General features: G+C 72.0%; 15 protein-coding genes. 3 read left to right on the top strand and 12 right to left on the bottom strand.

Going from position 1 to position 16,068, the window contains the following annotated elements; genetic code table 11:
* Positions 1 to 8 precede the first annotated feature (8 nt).
* Entirely contained in the window at positions 9 to 980 is a 972-nt protein-coding gene (locus ACYVF3_RS27990; protein ID WP_461157259.1) for a zinc-dependent alcohol dehydrogenase, read from the top strand.
* Positions 967 to 1,656: a creatininase family protein gene (locus ACYVF3_RS27995; protein WP_461157260.1), complete on the top strand. Its 690-nt coding sequence runs from the start codon at positions 967 to 969 to the stop codon at positions 1,654 to 1,656. The genes ACYVF3_RS27990 and ACYVF3_RS27995 overlap by 14 nt, the downstream gene beginning before the upstream one ends.
* Here ACYVF3_RS27995 and ACYVF3_RS28000 read toward each other — a convergent pair.
* From ACYVF3_RS28000 to ACYVF3_RS28015, 4 genes are read right to left on the bottom strand one after another with little or no spacing between them, the layout of a single operon-like run.
* Positions 1,582 to 2,520 (bottom strand): lysylphosphatidylglycerol synthase transmembrane domain-containing protein, encoded by a 939-nt coding sequence (locus ACYVF3_RS28000; RefSeq protein WP_461157261.1) that lies wholly within the window; start codon positions 2,518 to 2,520, stop codon positions 1,582 to 1,584. The genes ACYVF3_RS27995 and ACYVF3_RS28000 overlap by 75 nt on opposite strands.
* Positions 2,517 to 3,290: a class I SAM-dependent methyltransferase gene (locus ACYVF3_RS28005; protein ID WP_461157262.1), complete on the bottom strand. Its 774-nt coding sequence runs from the start codon at positions 3,288 to 3,290 to the stop codon at positions 2,517 to 2,519. Before ACYVF3_RS28005 ends, ACYVF3_RS28000 begins: the two co-directional genes overlap by 4 nt.
* Positions 3,287 to 4,306, bottom strand: coding sequence for a glycosyltransferase family 4 protein (locus ACYVF3_RS28010; protein ID WP_461157263.1), 1,020 nt, complete (start codon positions 4,304 to 4,306; stop codon positions 3,287 to 3,289). Before ACYVF3_RS28010 ends, ACYVF3_RS28005 begins: the two co-directional genes overlap by 4 nt.
* Positions 4,303 to 4,701 carry a 6-pyruvoyl trahydropterin synthase family protein gene (locus ACYVF3_RS28015; RefSeq protein ID WP_461157264.1) on the bottom strand — a complete coding sequence of 133 codons (399 nt, stop codon included), beginning with the start codon at positions 4,699 to 4,701 and terminating at the stop codon, positions 4,303 to 4,305. Before ACYVF3_RS28015 ends, ACYVF3_RS28010 begins: the two co-directional genes overlap by 4 nt.
* Before the next feature lie 84 nt (positions 4,702 to 4,785).
* Between ACYVF3_RS28015 and ACYVF3_RS28020 the strand changes: the two genes are divergently transcribed.
* Positions 4,786 to 5,427: a GTP cyclohydrolase II gene (locus ACYVF3_RS28020; RefSeq protein ID WP_461157265.1), complete on the top strand. Its 642-nt coding sequence runs from the start codon at positions 4,786 to 4,788 to the stop codon at positions 5,425 to 5,427.
* Here ACYVF3_RS28020 and ACYVF3_RS28025 read toward each other — a convergent pair whose 3' ends face one another.
* From ACYVF3_RS28025 to ACYVF3_RS28060, 8 genes are all read right to left on the bottom strand, one after another.
* A complete protein-coding gene (locus tag ACYVF3_RS28025) occupies positions 5,428 to 6,903 on the bottom strand; it encodes an MFS transporter (protein WP_461157266.1) in 1,476 nt (491 codons plus the stop codon).
* Positions 6,904 to 7,058: 155 nt separating this feature from the next.
* Positions 7,059 to 8,555, bottom strand: a complete 1,497-nt coding sequence (locus ACYVF3_RS28030; RefSeq protein ID WP_461157267.1) for an arylsulfotransferase family protein — start codon at positions 8,553 to 8,555, stop codon at positions 7,059 to 7,061.
* Between the two features lie 89 nt (positions 8,556 to 8,644).
* Positions 8,645 to 9,301 carry a sulfotransferase family protein gene (locus ACYVF3_RS28035; RefSeq protein ID WP_461157268.1) on the bottom strand — a complete coding sequence of 219 codons (657 nt, stop codon included), beginning with the start codon at positions 9,299 to 9,301 and terminating at the stop codon, positions 8,645 to 8,647.
* 33 nt (positions 9,302 to 9,334) lie between these two features.
* Positions 9,335 to 10,603 (bottom strand): sulfate adenylyltransferase subunit 1, encoded by a 1,269-nt coding sequence (locus ACYVF3_RS28040; RefSeq protein WP_461157269.1) that lies wholly within the window; start codon positions 10,601 to 10,603, stop codon positions 9,335 to 9,337.
* On the bottom strand, positions 10,603 to 11,508 hold the full coding sequence (gene cysD / locus ACYVF3_RS28045; protein ID WP_461157270.1) for a sulfate adenylyltransferase subunit CysD: 906 nt from the start codon (positions 11,506 to 11,508) through the stop codon (positions 10,603 to 10,605). The genes ACYVF3_RS28040 and cysD overlap by 1 nt, the downstream gene beginning before the upstream one ends.
* Positions 11,505 to 13,136, bottom strand: coding sequence for a TSUP family transporter (locus ACYVF3_RS28050; protein ID WP_461157271.1), 1,632 nt, complete (start codon positions 13,134 to 13,136; stop codon positions 11,505 to 11,507). The genes cysD and ACYVF3_RS28050 overlap by 4 nt, the downstream gene beginning before the upstream one ends.
* Positions 13,121 to 14,620 carry an adenylyl-sulfate kinase gene (gene cysC, locus ACYVF3_RS28055; RefSeq protein WP_461157272.1) on the bottom strand — a complete coding sequence of 500 codons (1,500 nt, stop codon included), beginning with the start codon at positions 14,618 to 14,620 and terminating at the stop codon, positions 13,121 to 13,123. Before cysC ends, ACYVF3_RS28050 begins: the two co-directional genes overlap by 16 nt.
* Positions 14,621 to 15,049: 429 nt before the next feature.
* The gene (locus ACYVF3_RS28060; RefSeq protein ID WP_461157273.1) at positions 15,050 to 15,982 is read right to left on the bottom strand and encodes a nitroreductase family protein; all 933 of its coding nucleotides are present in this window, start codon (positions 15,980 to 15,982) and stop codon (positions 15,050 to 15,052) included.
* Positions 15,983 to 16,068 lie beyond the last annotated feature (86 nt).

Here is a 16,068-nt window from a genome sequence, read left to right on the forward strand (position 1 = left end):
GGTCGTCCATGGCTGAGGCCGCACGAGCATTGTGGGTCACGTCGGCGGGCAAGTGCGAGATTCGGCCCGTTGCGCTGCCGGCGTGTTCTCCGGACCAGGTGGAGGTGCGCACCCTGCACTCGGCGGTGAGCAGGGGAACCGAAAGCCTCGTGCTGCAGGGGCGAATCCCCTCCTCCCAGCACCAGCGGATGCGGGCACCGTTCCAGGAGGGCGAGTTCCCGTGGCCGGTCAAGTACGGCTACCTCAACGTCGGCGTGGTCGAGAACGGCCCGGCCGAGTGGGTGGGGCGGACCGTGTTCTGCCTGTTCCCGCACCAGACCCGCTACGTGGTCCCGGTCGACGCGGTCTCGATCGTGCCGCCCGAGGTGCCGCCGGAGCGCGCCGTGCTCGCCGGCACCGTCGAGACCGCGCTCAACGCCCTGTGGGACGCGGCTCCGCTGATCGGCGATCGCGTCTCGGTCGTCGGCGGCGGCATGGTGGGGTGCGCGGTGACCGCGCTCCTGGCGCGCTTCCCCGGCGTCGAGGTGCAGCTGGTGGACGTCGATCCGGCGCGCGAGGCGACCGCGCACGCGCTCGGCGCGTCCTCCTCCACACCCCAGGACGCCGCCGGGGAGCGCGATCTCGTGGTGCACGCCAGCGCCAGCGAGGAAGGCCTGGCCCGGTCGCTGGAGCTGCTCGCGGCGGAAGGCCGGGTGGTGGAGCTGAGCTGGTACGGCGACCGGCAGGTGAGCCTGCCGCTGGGCGAGTTCTTCCACTCCCGGCGGCTCACCGTCCGCAGCAGCCAGGTCGGGGTGGTCGCGCATCCGCGCCGCGGCTACGCCGAGCGGATGGCGCTGGCGCTCCGGCTCCTGGCCGATCCGGTCTTCGACTCGCTGATCACCGGGGCGAGCCGCTTCGAGGAGATGCCCGACCTGCTGTCCGGGGACCTTCCGGCGCTGTGCCACCGGATTGACTACGGTGCGGACCATGCTCAGCGGTGACACGACGGAGGACGTGCGCGACCGCGGCGCCGACGTCGCGATGCTGCCGATCGGCAGCCTCGAACAGCACGGCGCTCACCTGCCGCTGGTCACCGACACGGTCATCGCCTGCACGATCGCGCGCGAGCTCGCCGCCGCCCACCCGGTGCAGCTGCTGCCGCCGGTGACGATCTCCTGCTCGCACGAGCACGCGGACTGGCCGGGAACCGTGAGCATCTCGGCGCGGACGCTGAGCCTGGTGGTCGCCGACGTGTTCGACTCGCTGCGCCGCTCCGGGGTGCCGAAGCTGGTGCTGGTCAACGGTCACGGCGGCAACTACGTGCTGTCCAACGTGGTCCAGGAGGCCGCCGGAGACATGGCGCTGTTCCCGATGGCCGGTGACTGGGACGTCGCGAGGTCCGCCGCGGGCGTCGAGACGCCGTCCCGCAGCGACATGCACGCGGGCGAGGTGGAGACCTCGATCCTGCTGCACGCCCACCCGGACCTGGTCCGGTCCGGGTACGAGACCGGCGATCACCTCGCCGACGACCGCAGGCACCTGCTCACCACCGGGATGCCGCGCTACGCCGGATCAGGCGTGATCGGGAGACCGTCCCTGGCCTCAGCGGGCAAGGGACGCGACCTCCTCGCGGCTCTCGTCGCGACCTTCGGAGACCACCTCGCGGCGCTGCGCTGAACGCCGGAGGAGCACGAGAGCCCCCGGCAGCGCGGCGATCACGGCGAGCACCCCGTAGACCACCGCGGTCGTCAGCCCCAGGTCCGGGGCGAGTCCGGTGGCGGCGAAGGCGACCGCCAGGAACGCCTCCCTCGGCCCCCAGCCCCCGACGTTGACCGGCAGGGCCATCACCAGCAGCGCCAGCACGAACAGCGGGAGCAGCGTCGCGAGCGGCACGTCGGCACCCGCGACCCGGGCGGCGACCAGGAACATCGCCAGGTGTCCCGCGACCGTCACCACCGAGGAGAGCGCCACGGGACCGGCGGCTCGCCGGGTGAACACGCCGCGACGCGCGTCCCGCCAGAGCGCCAGCACCGCCCGGCGCACCGCCGGGACCAGCAGGCTCAGGCACGCAAGGGCCGCGGCGACGACCAGTCCCGGACCGAGGTGGAACGGCAGCGACGGGCCGATGACCAGGACGACTCCCGCGACGGCGACGAGGGCCAGCTGCCCGGCGAAGCGCTCCAGCACGACGGCTCGGACACCGGCTCCGAGGGCGCCGGAGCGGTGCCCGTGGCTGACTGCTCGGTGCACGTCGCCGAGCACCCCGGCGGGCAGCACCGCGTTGAGCAGCAGCGCGCGGTAGTAGTCGGCCACCGCCACGCGCAGCGGCAGCCGCAGGCCGAGACCGCGCGCGACCACGCACCACCGCCACGCGCTGCACCCGGTGGTGACCAGCCCGATGCCCAGCGCCGCGAGCATCGCGGGCGGGTCGATCGAGCGCACCCCGTCCAGGAACGCGTCCGTGCCCAGCCGCCACACCAGCACCGCGAGGATGCCGACCGCCACGAGAACGCGCAGCCAGGGCCAGATCCGCCGGATCACGCCGACTCCCCCGGCATCGCCAGCAGATCGGCGTGGTGGACCACGACCCGCAGGTCCCCGGCCCGCCGACGCAGGTAGCCGGGAGCCTGCGGGCCCAGTTCCGGATCCTGCTCGCACGCGGCGCCGACCCAGCCGCGCAGCCACTCCTCGGCCAGCGGGCCCGGCCCGAGCCGCCAGGGGCTCGGGCGGGTGAGGACCCGGAAGCCGAGCGCTTCGAAGGCGCCGGCGGCGACCGGCACCGCGTCGGGCCCCAGCAGGTGACGGCGCTGGTGCCGGTTGAACGCCGCCTCGAAGCGCGCGTCCAGCGGCTCCGGCGGATCGAGTTCGACGCGCCCCACCACGGTCAGCGTCAGCAGAGCGGGACAGCGGGCTTCGACGCACGCGGCGGCCAGCGCGCGCACCTCGCCGGCGGTGAGCACGTCGAGCAGAGCCGAGGCCGTGACCAGGGAGGTTCCGCGCAGATCGGGTCCGCGCAGATCGGCCAGCTCGCCCTGGCGGAGCTCGACCGTGACGCCGTCACCGGTCACCGTCGCGCCCGCGACCTCCAGGAGCCGCGGATCGCGGTCCTGCAGCACCCAGTGCTGCGGTCGGCTGAGCTGCCCGGCCAGCCAGCGGCTCATGGAGCCGGTGCCGCAGCCCAGATCGCGGATGACCAGGCGGGACTTCGGCAGCGACTCGCGCAGCGGTACCAGCAGGTCCGCCGCGCGGGCCTCGGCATCGGCGTGTTCGCGGAGCGTCAGCCACTCCGCGGCGAAACCGGCGGCGGTCATACCTCCAGGCTAGTCAGCGCCGCGCCCAGCTGCCGCGCGTTCGCCGACCACGTCGGAAGCTCCTCCCTGCGGCGGAGGGCTGCCGCCCGCATCCCGGCCCGGAACCCCGGGTCGGCCGTCCAGCGGTGCAGGGCCTCGGCGAGCGCACCGGGGTCGCCGGGCGGCAGGAGCAGGCCGCCGTCGCCGAGCGCGTCCGGGGTGGCGCTGGCGATCACCGGGATGCCGCGCGCCAGCGCCTCGGTGACGGCCATGCCGTAGGTCTCGGCGCGGGAGGGCTGCACCACCAGGTCGGCGGCGGCGTAGGCGTCGTCGAGCGCGGTGCCGGTCAGCGGGCCGCGCAGGCTCACCCGCCCGCCGAGCTCGTACCGCTCGATCAGGCGCCGGAGCAGGTCCAGGGTGGCCGGATCGGGTTGCGGACCGACGACCTCGCAGGTCAGCGGCGTTGCCGCGAGGGCTTCGAGCAGGACGTCGTGACCCTTCCGGGCCGTCACCGAGGCGACGCAGAGCAGCCGCGTCACGCCGTCGGTCCCGGGTGCGAGCGGCGCCGGTTCCGTCCCGGGCGCGGCGGTGCGCACGCGTTCGGGGTGGAGCCCGTGGTGACGCACGAGCCGCTGCGCGGCCTGCGGGCCGGTGCCGATGACGAGGGAGGCCGCGTGCAGCGTCCGGCGCTCGGCGGCGTCGAGCATCGCGGCGTCCACCGGGCTCAACCCGGTCTCGTCGGCCAGCGGCAGGTGAACCAGCACCGCGATCCGCAGCCGTCCCGCGTGCGCACCGACGACCTCGGGAACGCCGCAGGCCACGAGCCCGTCGAGCAGCACCGCTCCCCCGTCGGTGACGGCGGCGAGCACGTCGGCCAGCCGGGTCCGCGCCGCCTCGTCCGGCCGCGGCCAGGTTCCCGCGACGGCGACCTCCCGCACGTCGAACCCGAGCTCCGAGAGCCCGGCCGCGGCGTGCCGGTCGTAGGCGTTGCCGCCGCTGGGGTGCGGGTCGTCGGGGACGACGAAGTGGACTCTCACAGCGCGCGTTCGTACCCGGCCCAGGCCACGTGCGACTCGTGCAGCGCCACGCGCAGGCCCTGCAGCCCGCGCCCGCCTTCGCCGAGCGCCCCTGCGTGCACCCTCTCGGCGAGCCGGTCGGCGATGACCTTGGCCAGGAACTCCGTGGAGGTGTTCACCCCGGCGAACTCCAGTTCGTCGTCGAGGTTGCGGTAGTTGAGTTCGCCGAGGACTTCGCCGAGCTGCCCGGTGGCCCGTCCGATGTCGACGACGATGTTGTCGTCGTCGAGCTCCTCGCGCGTGAACGTCGCGTCGACCACGAAAGTGGCGCCGTGCAGGCGTTGCGCCGGACCGAAGACCTCGCCCCGGAAGCTGTGCGCGACCATCACGTGATCACGAACGGTGACGGTGAACAAGATGACCTCCGTTGTCCTGGCGGGTTACTGTCGGGGTTCCGCACCGAGCGTAACGATCGGTGGCCGAGGTGACGAGGGGGTCGGATGCGCGGGGGAGCGAGCCGGGACATCATCGCGGAGGAGGACGTCGCCGAGTCGCAGCTGGTGACGCGACGAGGCCCGTTCCGCGCCTTGGCGTTCCGCGACCCGGTCGACGGATTCGAGCACATGGCCCTGATCTTCGGCCCCGCGACGAGCGAGGACCTCCTGGTGCGGGTCCACTCGGAGTGCCTGACCGGCGACGTGTTCGGGGCGCTGCGCTGCGAGTGCGGTGACCAGCTCGACCTCGCGCTGGAGCGGATCGTCGAGGAGGGGCGCGGCGCGCTGGTCTACCTGCGCGGTCAGGAGGGACGCGGGATCGGCCTGGTCGCGAAGGTGCGCACCCAGGTCCTGCAGGACTCGCGCGGACTGGACACCGTGGACTCGGCGACGACGCTGGGCTATCCCGTCGACACCCGCGACTACGGTCCGGCCGCGAGGATCCTCCGGCACCTCGGGGTGCGCTCGGTCCGGTTGCTGTCGAACAACCCGGACAAGTCGCGCGGGCTGGAGCGCTCCGGGATCGCGGTCGTGGAGCGGGTTGCGCTGCTGGCCCCCGCGCACGAGCACAACCTCGACTACCTCACCGCCAAGCGCGACCGCCTCGCCCACGACCTGCCGCACATCGACGCGCACGCCCTGGACTGATCAGCGCGCCCGCCAGGGACCGCCGCGCGCCAGCGACAGCGCGAGCCCGGACAGCGCGGCCACGCCCATCGCGCCCGCGGCCACCGCGAAACCCAGCCGCACGGTGCGATCGTCGGAGTTCGCGGCGTAGGAGGCGACACCGGAGGGCCCCAGCCAGCTGGTCAGGATCAGCAGCGCCACCGCGGTCCCGGCCGCTTGGGCGCTGTTGAACAGCATCGAGCGGATCCCGTTGGCCACCGCGCGCCGGTCGCTGCTGACCCCGGCCATGATCGAGCCGGTGTTCGGGGCGGTGAACAGCCCGGTCCCACCGCCGATGAGCCCCAGCCACAGCGCCATGAGCACCAGCGGTGCCCCCACGGTCGCCAGCTGACCGGCCAGGCCGGCGATGCCGACCACGACCAGCAGCGCGCCGAGGCTCGACAGGGTGCGCGCCGACCAGCGGGACGAGAGCCGGCCGCTCAACGGCGCGCACAGCATCATCAGCAGAGCCAGCGGCATCACGACGAGCCCGGCCTCCAGCGCCGTGCGGTGCTCCACCATCTGCTGGTGCAGACCGACCAGGACCACGACTCCAGCGCGGCAGAAGGAGTTGAAGAACGCGGCCCCGTAGGCCTGTCCGCGGCCGGGGCGGCGCACCAGCTGGAAGTCCAGCAGCGGAGCCGAGATCCGCAGCTCCACCAGCACGAACGCCACCAGCAGCGCGATTCCGAACAGGATCGCCACCCACACCCGCGGGTCGGCCGCGCCCCACGGACCGATGCGGTTGATGCCGAACAGCAGCACGGCCAGGCCGGTGCTGGACAACGCCGCCCCGGCGACGTCGAAGCGCTCCCCGGGCCCGCGAGTGCGCGACAACTTCGGCAGGAGCTTCGCACCCAGCGCCACGGCCAGGATCCCGATGGGGACGTTGACCAGGAACAGCGCCTGCCAGCCGACGAAGGTGACCAGCAGTCCGCCCAGCGCGGGACCGATCATCTGCGCGATGGACGCGGCGGTGATGTTCAGGCTGAGGCCGCGCACCAGCCGGTCGGGCGGGAAGACGTCGGTGAGGATCGCGGTGGTGTTGGTGACGGTGGTGGCGGCCGCGATGCCCTGCAGCGCGCGCAGCACGATCAGCGCGGTGGCGTTCGGCGCGAAGGCGCACAGCAGGCTGATCGTGGTGAAGCAGACCAGGCCGGCGAGGTAGATCGTCCGCCGCCCCAGCATGTCGGAGATCCGGCTGAACACCAGGATGGACGCGGTGTTGCTGAGCATGAACGCCACCAGGAACCAGTCGGCCGTGGCGGCCGGGACCTGGAAGGAAGCCGACAGCGCGGGCAGCGCCAGGTTCAGCGACGTGGTGTTGACCAGCACCAGCATCAAGCCGAGCGTGGTGACGCCGAGCGCCCGGCGACACCGGCGGCGGACCTCCCGCTCGTCGTCCGCGCCTGGAACCGCCGCATCGCTCCCGCTCGCGTCCTGCGCGCGCCTGGTCACGATCAGCACTCCTTAGCGTCTAAAACATCCTAACCTCCCTCCCCTTCCAACTAGTCACGACATCTCCGTCCTCACCAAGTCCCAGTTTTAGTCCAAACTGAGCAGACATTTCGGGCACGAAAGCCGCCCAATTAGGACTAAAACTGGGAACTGCCTCACGCCACAGCAACCGCAGCGGATCTGCCGAGGACCGCTCCGCCCGCGTCCAAGGCTTCGACCGCTACCAGCGGGTGGGCGCCTTGGGCGTCGATCTTGGTTTCGAAGCCGGACTTGGGGGCGTCCGCGACCGGTGCGAGGTTCTGGTCGTCGGGGCCCGCGAGGACTCGCCAGGTCGCGATCTCCGTCGCGCCGTTCCAGCTGGCGTAGACGCTGGTCACGTTGTCGCCGGGCTTGCCAGCCACCGCCGGGGAGTCGGCAGGCTTGCCGACCCACTGCGAGCGGTAGGCGCGGTAGGAGCCCATCGACTCGGCGAAGCGGCCGTGGAACAGCACCTCGTCGTCCGGGCCGAACTCCGTGAAGTACGGCTTGCCGCCCCAGCCGACGAACATGTGCCCGTTGGTCAGCATCTGCGCGTTGCCCTGGTTGGGAGCCAGCAGCCCCTCCGGACTCTCCGCGCTGCGCAGCAGCGTCGCCGTCTTCGCCGACTCGTCGACCTGCAACGTCATGCCGCGCGACTTGCCGCGACCCGCCGCGTCGGCGTTGTCGAACAGGCTGATCGACCCGTCCGCGTGCCGCCGGACGTCGTGCTGCCAGGCGAAGGCCGCGTCGTCACCCATCGCGAAATCGCTCTTGTTGCCGCACAAGCGCCACTTCACGTCCCCGCTCCTGCGGTCGATCCGGTAGACGGCGTGCGTGCAGCGAGCGGAGACCAGCAGGGCGTCGCCGTCCTCGCAGATCGCGTTGAGGTGGATGTAGTCGTGGAACTGCTCGGGGTCCTTCGGCACCGGGTAGAACGTCTCGTCCAGGCCCACGTGCTCCAGGCTGTTCCACTCGAAGACCAGCTCACCGGAGGCGATGTCGATCTCCTGCACCACGCCTTCCAGCACCTTCGAGTTCGGCTGCCCGCCCACCGACGTCGTGTCCAGGCGCACCTCGCGGTAGGCCAGCAGCAGTGCCGTGCCCTGCGGCGTGATGATGAACTCGTGCAGGTCACCGGTCAGCCCGTTGACCGGCGCGACCTCGGCGATCCGGGTGTAGGTCTCGTCGAGGACCACGAACTTCCCGTGGCCGAACCCGGGCGGCACCACGACGGAGCCCTCCCAGAACGTCAGAACCGGTTTCCCCTGGTACTGCTGGACCTTCAGGTCGAACTGCACGCCCTCGGTCGCCGGCCCGAACCAGACCGCCTGGCCGGTGTCGTCCATGAGCATCGAGCCCGGCTGGATCGGCGCGCGCGGTGCGGGCGCACTCGCGTCCATCGTGCTCGCACCGGTGGGCGTGAGCAGCACGTGCCCCGGCTCGGTGCCCGCCGCCGGGGTGATGATCTCCATCAGCGGCGGGTGCAGGTCGGGACGGCTGACCAGGTCAGCGCCCAGGGTGCCGACGGAGGACCGGGGCGCGGCCTGCGCCGTCCCCGACAACGCGGCAGGAACCAGCGGCGCTGCGGCGAGCATCCGCAACACCGATCTGCGGTCCAACTTGTTGGCGGACATGGATCTCCTCGAAGAGGCTCGAAACGCGAGTGGGTTGTGCGCCCTGTGAGGGGGTGGGGGAAGTTTTCATGAAAACTTCCCCCACCCCCTCAGGCGTCGAACGGCGAGGAGTACTTACCCTCGCGCTGGGTCTGCTCGACCAGGTCCCGGATCGAGCCCGAGTCGTTGACGTGCGGGAAGCTCTCCTCGGGAACCGGGACGTCGAGGAACTCGCACAACCGGTCCCAGCCCTCGCCGACCTTGTAGACCAGCAACCGGTCGGCCGGGACGGCGTCCTGAACGGCGGCGTTGTGGTCCTCGAAGACCTTGATGGCGTGCTCCCGGTCCTCGAAGCGACCGTCGAAGGTGCCGTTCCAGATCATCCGCTCTATGGTCGGCCGCATCCTGGTGCTGAAGTCGTCGTCGGACGGCGGCTCCTGGACGAACTGGTAGATCGTGTTGAACACGCTGTCGTACCAGCGCTCCGGGTCGCGGACGGTCAGCAGCACCTTGGCGTCCGGGTAGAAGTCCATGAGCTCGCGCCAGAAGGTGCAGCCCGGCCAGTCCACGGTGGACTCGAATCCGCCGAGGACGGTCTCCCAGTCGTCGACCGCCCCGTCGAGCGCGCGGTCCCAGTCCTCGGCCCGCTCGGGCTGCGCGATGACCTCGAACATGTGGTAGCACGGCGCGAATCCGAGGTGTTCCAGCGCCGCCTTCGTCGACGCGGTACCGGTCCGGCCGAACCCGGCCCCGATGATCTTGACCATTCCTTGCTCCTTCGTCGTGCTGTTCCCGGTCTGTCAGAGTGCGTCGCGGATCAGGACCGCACCGACCGTGGCGTGGCTGGACTCGTCGATGAGCACCGCACCGCCGGTGGACCTGTTGCGGTCGTAGGGATCGCAGAACACCGGTTGCGCCAGGCGGATCGCGACCTCACCGATGTCGTTGAGCTCCAACGACTCCGCGGGCGCGCGTTCCAGGGTCGTGACGTCGAGCCGTTCGCGGACCTCGGTGACGATCGCCTTGACCACGCGAGTGGTGTGCTTGAGCAGCAGCCGTGTTCCCGGTGTCAGCGCGGACTTCGGCGACATCCAGCACACCGTCGCGGTCAGCTCCTCCGCGGCGGCGGGCGGCTGCCCGACCGCGCAGAGCACGTCGCCCCGGCCGACGTCGATGTCCTCGGCCAGCCGCAGCGCGACCGACTGCGGTGCCCGGCCGCGCTCCAGCTCGCCGTCGGCGGTGTCGACGGCGACGACGCGGCTGCGCATCCCGGAGGGCAGGTGCAGGACCTCCTCCCCGGGCGCGATCGAGCCGCCCGCGATCTGACCGGCGTAACCCCGGTAGTCCTCCTCCTGCGCGCGGATCGCGTACTGCACGGGAAGCCGGAACAGGCCGGTCTCGTCGGAGACCTCGACCTGCTCCAGGTGTTCCAGCAGCGACGGGCCCTCGTACCAGGGCATCGTCACCGAGCGGTCCACCACGTTGTCCCCGCGCAGCGCCGAGATCGGGATGGCAGTGACGTCCTGGAGGTTCAGCCGCTCGGTGAACGCGGCGAACTCGGCGGTGATCGAGTGGAAGACGGATTCGTCGTAGCCGACCAGGTCCATCTTGTTGACCGCCAGGACCAGCCGGGGCACCCGCAGCAGACCGGCGAGCACGGCGTGCCTGCGGCTCTGCTCGGTCAGCCCGTTGCGGGCGTCGACCAGCACGATCGCCAGGTCGGCGGTGGAGGCACCGGTGACCATGTTGCGCGTGTACTGGGCGTGCCCGGGGGTGTCGGCGATGATGAACGCCCGCCGGGCGGTCTCGAAGTAGCGGTGCGCCACGTCGATGGTGATGCCCTGCTCGCGCTCGGCGCGCAGCCCGTCGGTGAGCATCGCCAGGTCCAGCTGCTCGTCGCCGCGCTCCTTGCTGGCCACCTCCAGCTGTTCGAGCTGGTCGGCCAGCAGCGACTTGGAGTCGTGCAGCAGCCGCCCGATCAGCGTGCTCTTGCCGTCGTCGACAGCGCCGGCGGTGGCGAAGCGCAGCAGGCTGTCGGCCGGGGCGAAGACCGGTTCGGTGGTGGTCATCAGAAGTATCCCTCCCGCTTGCGGTCCTCCATCGCCGCCGCGCTGGTGCGGTCGTCGGCGCGGGTCTGGCCGCGCTCGGAGATCCTGGTCGCGGCGATCTCGGCGATCACCTCGGACACCGTGATCGCCGTGGACTCGACGGCACCGGTGCAGGTCATGTCGCCGACGGTGCGGAACCGCACGGAACGCTCGACCAGCTGCTCCTCGGGATAACGCGGCAGGAACGGGTTGTCGGCCAGCAGCATCCCGTCGCGCTCGAAGACCTTGCGGTTGTGCGCGAAGTACAGCGACGGCAGCTCGACCCGCTCGTGGTCGATGTAGGTCCAGACGTCGCGCTCGGTCCAGTTCGACAGCGGGAAGGCGCGGACGTTCTCGCCCGGGTGGATCATGCCGTTGTAGAGGTTCCACAACTCCGGCCGCTGGTTTCGCGGGTCCCACTGGCCGAAGGAGTCGCGGAAGGACAGCATGCGCTCCTTCGCGCGGGCGCGTTCCTCGTCCCGGCGGGCTCCGCCGAACAGCGCGTCGAAGCGGTGCCGCGCGATCGCTTCCAGCAGCGACGCCGTCTGCAGCCGGTTCCGGCTGACCGCGCCCTCGGGTTCGGTGGTGCGCCCGGCGTCGATGGACTCCTGCACCGACGCGACCACCAGCCGCACGCCGAGCTCGGCGACGCGGCGGTCCCGGAAGTCCAGGACCTCCTCGAAGTTGTGCCCGGTGTCGACGTGCAGCACGGGGAACGGGATCGGCGCCGGGGCGAACGCCTTCTCGGCCAGCTTGAGCAGCACCGCGGAGTCCTTGCCGCCGGAGAACAGCAGCGCGGGGCGGTCGCTCTCGGCGACGACCTCTCGGATCAGGTGCACCGCCTCGGATTCCAGCACGTCCAGACGGGACAGTCCGGCGGGCATCATCGACTCCTCTCCAACGGGTCGGGCAGTGCGGCGAGCAGGTCCACGGCCAGCTCGCGGCGGCAGACCAGCAGGTCCGGCAGCCACGGGTCGGGGCGGTCGTAGACGAGTTCGGTGCCGTCGAGCCGGCTGGTGTGCAGTCCGGCGGCCTGCGCGATCCCGACCGGAGCCGCGCTGTCCCACTCGTACTGCCCACCGGCGTGCAGGTAGGCGTCGACGTGACCGAGGACCACGGCGGTGATCTTGGCGCCCGCGGATCCCATCGGGACGAGCTCGGCGCCGATCTCCTCGGCGATCTGGGCGACGAACTCCGGTGGCCTGCTGCGGCTGACGGCGATGCGCGGGCGCACCAGGCCGTGCGTGGGTTGCGCAGGCGGTTCTCCGGTGTCCAGCACGAGGTCCTGGGCCGGGAGGGCTACGGCGGAGGCGATGACCCGGTGGCCTTCGGCGAGGGCGACGTGCACGGCCCAGTCGGAGCGGCCGGCTTCGGTGAACTCGCGCGTGCCGTCGAGCGGGTCGACGATCCAGACCCGTTCCCCCGCAACTCGTTCCGGCCCGGCGATGCCGTGCTCGGAGAGCACCGGGTCGTCCGGGCGCTCCTGCGCGAGCGCGTCGACGAGCAGCTCGTGAGCCGCAGCGTCGCCCGCGTCGCCGAGCGCGCGCGGCTCCAGGTCGGACCCCTCGCGCACCTCCAGCAGGCGTTGTCCCGCTCGTCGTGCCAGCCGCGCGGCCAACTCGTGGTCGTCGCTCACCCCACTACCTCCTTCTCGATCATTCGCGGCGGGCGCCCGCCGCGACGACATCGCGCTGCGCAGCGGTGGGATCACCGCTCCGAGCAGCACCACCAGCAGTCCGGCCACCACTCCCGGGAGGACGTCGCTGCCGAGCATCATCAGTCCGGTGGTCACCAGCATTCCGCCCAGCGCTAGCCGGACCGGCCGGTCCGGGACCTTGGCCGAGATCAGCGATCCGACCAGCACGCCGGGGATCGAACCGGTCAGCAGCGAACCGACCAGTCCGATGTGGACATCACCTGCGAACAGGTGCCCGATGGCCGAGACCAGCACCAGCGGAACGGCCTGGACGAGATCCGTGCCGACCAGCCGCGCCGAGCTCAGCCCTCGGTTGAGCAGCAGCAGGACCACGATGATGATCGAGCCGGAGCCCACCGAGGTCGTGCCCACCACGAGTCCGGCCACGGCGCCGAGCAGCACCGTGGGAACGGGACGCACCCGGGTTCCGTCCGATGTGGAGGATCGGCGGGACAGCAGCATCCGGCCGAACAGCGTGATCGCGGCCAGCAGCACCGCGCCGCCGACGATCTCCTTGAGCACCGATTCGGCTCCGCTGCCCAGCGATCCGGCCAGCAGCGAGCCGACCGCGGCGCACGGCAGCGACCCGAGGCACAGCCAGCCGACGAGCTTCGGCTGCACCGTTCGCCGCCGCAGGTGCACCGCAGCGCCCAGCGGCTTCATCACCGCCGAGGCCACCAGGTCGGAGGACACCGCGGCCAGCGGCGGCACGCCGAAGACCAGCGTCAGCAGCGGCATGGTCAGCGCGCCGCCGCCCATGCCGGTCACGCCCACCATCAAGCCGGTGAGCAGTCCGGTCGCCGCTACACCGAAGTCCACGACCGCACCCAGCCCCGCTCGCGCAACAGCGCGACGACGCGCTCGACCGCTTCGTCCTGCGTCAGCTCCGAGGTGTCCAGCGCGAGGTCCGCGTCCTCGGGCACCTCGTAGGGCGCGGTGACGCCGGTGAACTCCGGCAGCGACCCGCTGCGCGCCTTCCGGTAGAGGCCCTTGCGGTCCCGGCGCTCGCACTCGCGCAGCGGTGTGGCGACGTGGACGAGCACGAAACCGCCCGCGTCGCGCACCATTCGGCGCACCGCCTCGCGGTCGGCGTGGTACGGCGCGATGGGAGCGCAGATGGCCGCACCGCCGTGCCGCGTGACCTCGGCGGCGACGTAGCCGATGCGGCGGACGTTGCGACTGCGGTCCTCGGCGGAGAATCCCAGCCCCTCGCACAGGGTCCGGCGCACCACGTCACCGTCGAGCAGCGTCACCGCGCGGTGGTCGTGGCGGCTGAGCTCGTCGCGCAGCGCTCGGGCCAGCGTCGACTTGCCGGCCCCGGACAGCCCGGTGAACAGCACCGTGAACCCGCGCGCGGTCAGCGGCGGGTGCAACCTGCGCTGCTGCTCGGCGATCTCGGGCGTGGTGAACCACTCGGGCAGCTCGGAACCGCTGTCGAGCAGCGCGCGCAGTCCCTCGTCGCTGAGCCCGGGCCTGCGCTCGGCGGGCGCGACCTCGGCGGCGGGACGCCACCGGTCCGTTCGATCGCGGACCAGCTCGGGGGGTTCGAGCACGTGGATCGGAGCCTGTTCCAGCGGGCCGTCCGCGATCAGGTGGGTGGCGCCGTACGCGGACGCGACGTGCGAGGCGAGCAGGGCGTCGCGCTTCGGATCGGCGCGGCGCACCAGCGGGACGGGGATGATCGTGGTGCCCTCGGGCAGTTCCGGGCGAGCCGCCAGCACCGACTGCACCAGAACTTCCGGGCGCGGGCCCGCCATGCGGGGCAGCACCAGCACGTGCGCGTCGAGTTCGGCGGAGAGCCGGCGGATCTGGGCGAGCTCGCGGTGGTGCAGCGGCGTCTCGGGCAGCACGGCGAGCACGTCACGCGACGAGAGCTCGGTGCGCACCTGGTGGGCGGGCGGGCGGATCTTGCGCAGCACCCCTGCCGGTTCCTCGGCGGCCACCACCGGACCCGCCGGGTGCCATCCGGCCCCGTCGCACCAGGGCTCGTCGTTGCGGACGACCGCGACCGGGGCGCCCTCGACGTCGTGCAGCTCGATCTCCTCGGCCGTCGCGATCTCGTCGGGGACGGTCAGCGTGATCGGTTCGGGCCACGGCACGTCGTCGCCGAGCTGCTGCCTGGTGCGCACGGACTCGACGTCGGCGGCGGAGAGGAAGCCTCGCAGCGGCGGAAAAGCGCCGTCCAGCAGCAGTTCCACATCGGACAGTTCAGCGGGTTCGGGAACCCAGATCGCGCGGCGCAGCGGACCGGTGGGGACGTCCGCTGCCCCGCTCGGGCCGGCATCCGTTCCGTTCGCGCTCACAGGCACCTCTGTCCTCTGGTCGAGGGACGAACCGGTCCATCCCGTGGGACATCTGGATCCATACGGTGGCCGACCGCCCCCACCCGGAGAAGCCCGCTGACGATTACTCGCCAGTTCTGATTTTTCCCATGAGCACGAACGGTTTCACGCCGCAGCGGCAGGCACAACCAGACAAACTTCGCCGCCCTGGCGGACGACCGAACCAGGGCGGCACCAGCGCACGGACCAACACCGCGCGGCACCCAGCGGACGTTAAGCGCGGGGCACCTCGCGTTAACGGGCCGGACGAACGTTCCCAGATTTCACCGAAGTCGCCGGGGAACTACGCGAACACCAGCGAACGAACTCCGAGCGCGAACCGCGTGCGCAGGAACGACCGGCCCAGCACCGGAACTCGGGCGGATCGAGCCCGGCTCGCGCGCACGCCCCTCAGGCCGGGTAGCCGAAGCGCATGATCGCCTGCGGGATCAGCGAGGTGCCCAGCCGCTCGGCGAGCCCCGTGCGGGTCTCCAGCGGGTGCAGCGGCTGCGTCATCATCGACACCACGAGGCCTGCGCTGGTCGCCTCCAGCCACGCCCGCTCGATGGCCTGGCCCACGCGCACGTGGTCCTCGGCGCGGTCGCCCCGAGAGCCCACCAGCAGCACCGACTCATCGCGGAGGAGGTCGGCCAGGGCGCGCTCGTCGGGCAGGTGCGCGCTCGGAGCCGTCAGGTCCCCGGCGTCGAGGCCACCGAGCTCACTGGACTCGTGCCCGAGCTGCCCGCCCTCCGACGTCACCCACTCGGCCAGCTCCCTGTCGCGCTCGTCGTCGGCGTGGACGGCGCCCGCCCGGCCCAGCATCCGGCTCACCTCGCGCACTTCGCCCTCGGTCTTGATCCAGCGCCCGCCGCAGCGGTGGCCGGCCGCGGCATCCCAGATCTTCTCCCGGAGCAGTTCCGGCACGCGCTTGCGGGCGAAGAGCGTGCGGTGGCTGTGGCGCTCGGCGATGGCGCGCGCCCAGGCCGCCTCCCTCGGGCTCGGCGCGTCCGGTTCACCGGCGTGGACGGCTGCGGAGACCAGGCCGCCAGCGGCCCCGACCTCGACCCGCGCGCTGAACCCCAGGTTCCGCACCGTCAGCACCAGGTTCATCACCGCCGCCCCGCAGGACATGCGCTGGTCACGGCCCTGCGGGTCGTGCGGCATCCGCGCGGCGGGGTCCTCCCGGAGCACCGCTGTGCGCTGGCGCAAAGTCAGGGACCACGGGCGGCTGTCGAGCGCCGACGGGGCTCGCCAGACCGACGCGTCGAGCTCCACGGTCTCCGCAGCAGACCACTCGGCCTCCTGCGCGAGAACGTCCGTTCGGATCACCTGTGCGACGCCCATCTGGTCCCTCCCCGTAGTTCCGCCCTGCTCAGGGCCGAGTGGCCAGCGGGCGCACCGCACCCGAGCCGACGTCGAGACTCCCGGTC

Source organism: Saccharopolyspora tripterygii, from assembly GCF_054778355.1.